The following is a 2,243-nucleotide window of genomic DNA, read 5'->3' as shown; positions in this document are numbered from 1 at the left end:
TCGTCGACGCCGCCCTGGCGGGCGACGTGGCCTGCGGGCGCGTCGTCGGCGACACCGGCCGGACGCTGGGCCCCACCGTGGCCACGCTGTGCAACACCCTCAATCCCGAGCTCGTGGTGATCGGCGGAGAGATCGCCCGCGCCGGGGAGCTGCTCCTCGGCCCGCTGCGCGAGACCGTCTCCCGCCACGGGGTGCACGGCAACGTCCGCGGGCTGCGGATCGAGGCCGCCCGGCTCGGCCTCCAGGCCCATGTGGCCGGCGCCGTGATCGTGGCGCTGCAGCGCGCCGAGCTGCCTGTGGGGGCCGGACCGGAGAACTTACCGACGGGTCAGTAGCAATCTTCGACTAATGGACATTCCCTCCTCGAAGTTCTACTGTTGAGCGCATCACAAGAACCCCTCGGCGACGGCGGGCCCTCCCGTCCCCCGGGGCGGCGGGCTCCTGGCACGTCCGGTCCCGCGCCGACCTCTCCACCAGCAAGGGAGCTGTGCGATGAGCAACAAGGCCTCGAGCTCGCGGCTCGCCGGTGACGCGAACACCGCGGCAGTCATCCGGATCAGCATCGTCGCCGCCTTCGGCGGCTTTCTCTTCGGCTACGACTCCGCCGTGATCAACGGCGCCGTCGCGTCCCTCCGGACCGAGTTCGGCATCGGTCCCGCCGTGCTCGGCACCACCGTGGCCTCGGCCCTCCTCGGCGCGGCCGTCGGCGCGTTCTTCGGCGGCCGGATCGCCGACCGCCTGGGCCGCGTTCCCGTCATGAAGATCGCCGCGGTGATGTTCCTGCTCAGCGCGCTGGGCTGCGGCCTGGCGTACCACCTGAGCTGGTTCATCGTCTGGCGCGTCGTCGGCGGCATCGCCGTGGGCGTCGCCTCCGTGATCGCCCCGGCGTACATCGCCGAGGTCGCCCCCGCAGCGGTGCGCGGACGGCTCGGCTCGCTGCAGCAGCTGGGCATCGTGCTCGGCATCTTCGTCTCGCTCACGGTCGACGCGCTGCTGGCGGCCTGGGCCGGCGGCGCGGACGAGACGCTCTGGCTCGGGCTGGAGGCCTGGCGCTGGATGTTCCTGGCGATGGCCGTGCCCGCGGTGACCTACGGCATCGGCGCCTTCGCCATCCCGGAGTCCCCCCGGTACCTGGTGCTCGCAGGCCGCCCCGACGACGCCCGCCAGGTGCTGACCGGCCTCCAGGGGATCGTCTCCGCCAACGACCGCGTCCAGGCGATCCAGCAGTCCGTCCACTCCGAGCGCAAGCCGCGGATGTCCGACCTGCGCGGGCGCATGGCCGGTCTGAAGCCCATCGTGTGGGTCGGCATCGGCCTCGCCGCCCTGCAGCAGTTCGTCGGCATCAACGTGATCTTCTACTACTCCAACGTGCTGTGGCAGTCGGTCGGCTTCACCGAGGCGGACTCGTTCACCATCACCGTGATCACCTCGGTGACCAACGTCGTCGTCACCGTCGTGGCGATCGCCCTGGTCGACCGCGTCGGCCGGCGCCCGCTGCTGCTCGTGGGCTCGGCGGGCATGACCCTCTCCCTGGCCACCCTGGCCGTGCTCTTCGCCACGGCGAACGTCGTCGACGGCGCCCCGCAGCTCGGCCCCACCGCCGGCCCGATCGCCCTCGTGGCCGCCAACCTCTTCGTGGTGTTCTTCGGCGTCTCCTGGGGCCCCATGATGTGGGTCCTGCTCGGCGAGATGTTCCCGAACCAGATCCGCGGTGCCGCCCTGGCCGTGGCCGGGTTCGTGCAGTGGATCGCCAACTTCGTGGTCACCGTGTCCTTCCCGCCCCTGGCCGCCGCCTCCCTGGGTCTCGCCTACGGGCTGTACGCGTTCTTCGCCCTCATCTCGCTGCTCTTCACGATCAAGATGGTCCGCGAGACCACCGGCGTGGAGCTCGAGGACATGACGGACTGAACGGTCCGCGCACGCTCCCCAGACGGCGGGCCCCTCCCCATCCGGGAGGGGCCCGCCGTCGTCCGTGCTCCCGTCCCGGCCCGCCGGCGCCGGTGTCGCCTCACCGCGCTCTCGGGGCCGGGTGAGGGGATGATTACCCGTTCGTGACCGTCACGACACAGAACGCGCGGCGCATCGGGTATTTTCGGAGGACCGCGAACGACCCGGTACCTGAGCCCGGGTTCCGCGCACCCACGTTCCGCGTTCATTTTCAACGGCGAAAAGGACCCCAGGTTGACCCAGATCACAGCGGACCCCGCTTCCCCCGCACAGGCCGCCGACCGCAAGTCGGCGGG

The 2,243-nt window shown here is 71.3% G+C and carries 2 protein-coding genes; both read left to right on the top strand.

The window, feature by feature from the left end; translation table 11 throughout:
* The coding region (locus tag RIN46_RS14295) for an ROK family protein (RefSeq protein ID WP_309109474.1) at window positions 1-335 on the top strand (335 nt) is incomplete at its 5' end.
* Between the two features lie 157 nt (window positions 336-492).
* Window positions 493-1,908, top strand: a complete 1,416-nt coding sequence (locus tag RIN46_RS14290; protein WP_251333670.1) for a sugar porter family MFS transporter — start codon at window positions 493-495, stop codon at window positions 1,906-1,908.
* Window positions 1,909-2,243 lie beyond the last annotated feature (335 nt).

The organism is Zhihengliuella sp., from assembly GCF_031178195.1.
Lineage (GTDB): Bacteria > Actinomycetota > Actinomycetes > Actinomycetales > Micrococcaceae > Zhihengliuella.
The sequence above is the reverse complement of the archived record's forward strand: the minus strand, read 5'-3'. Positions and strand labels throughout refer to the sequence as shown.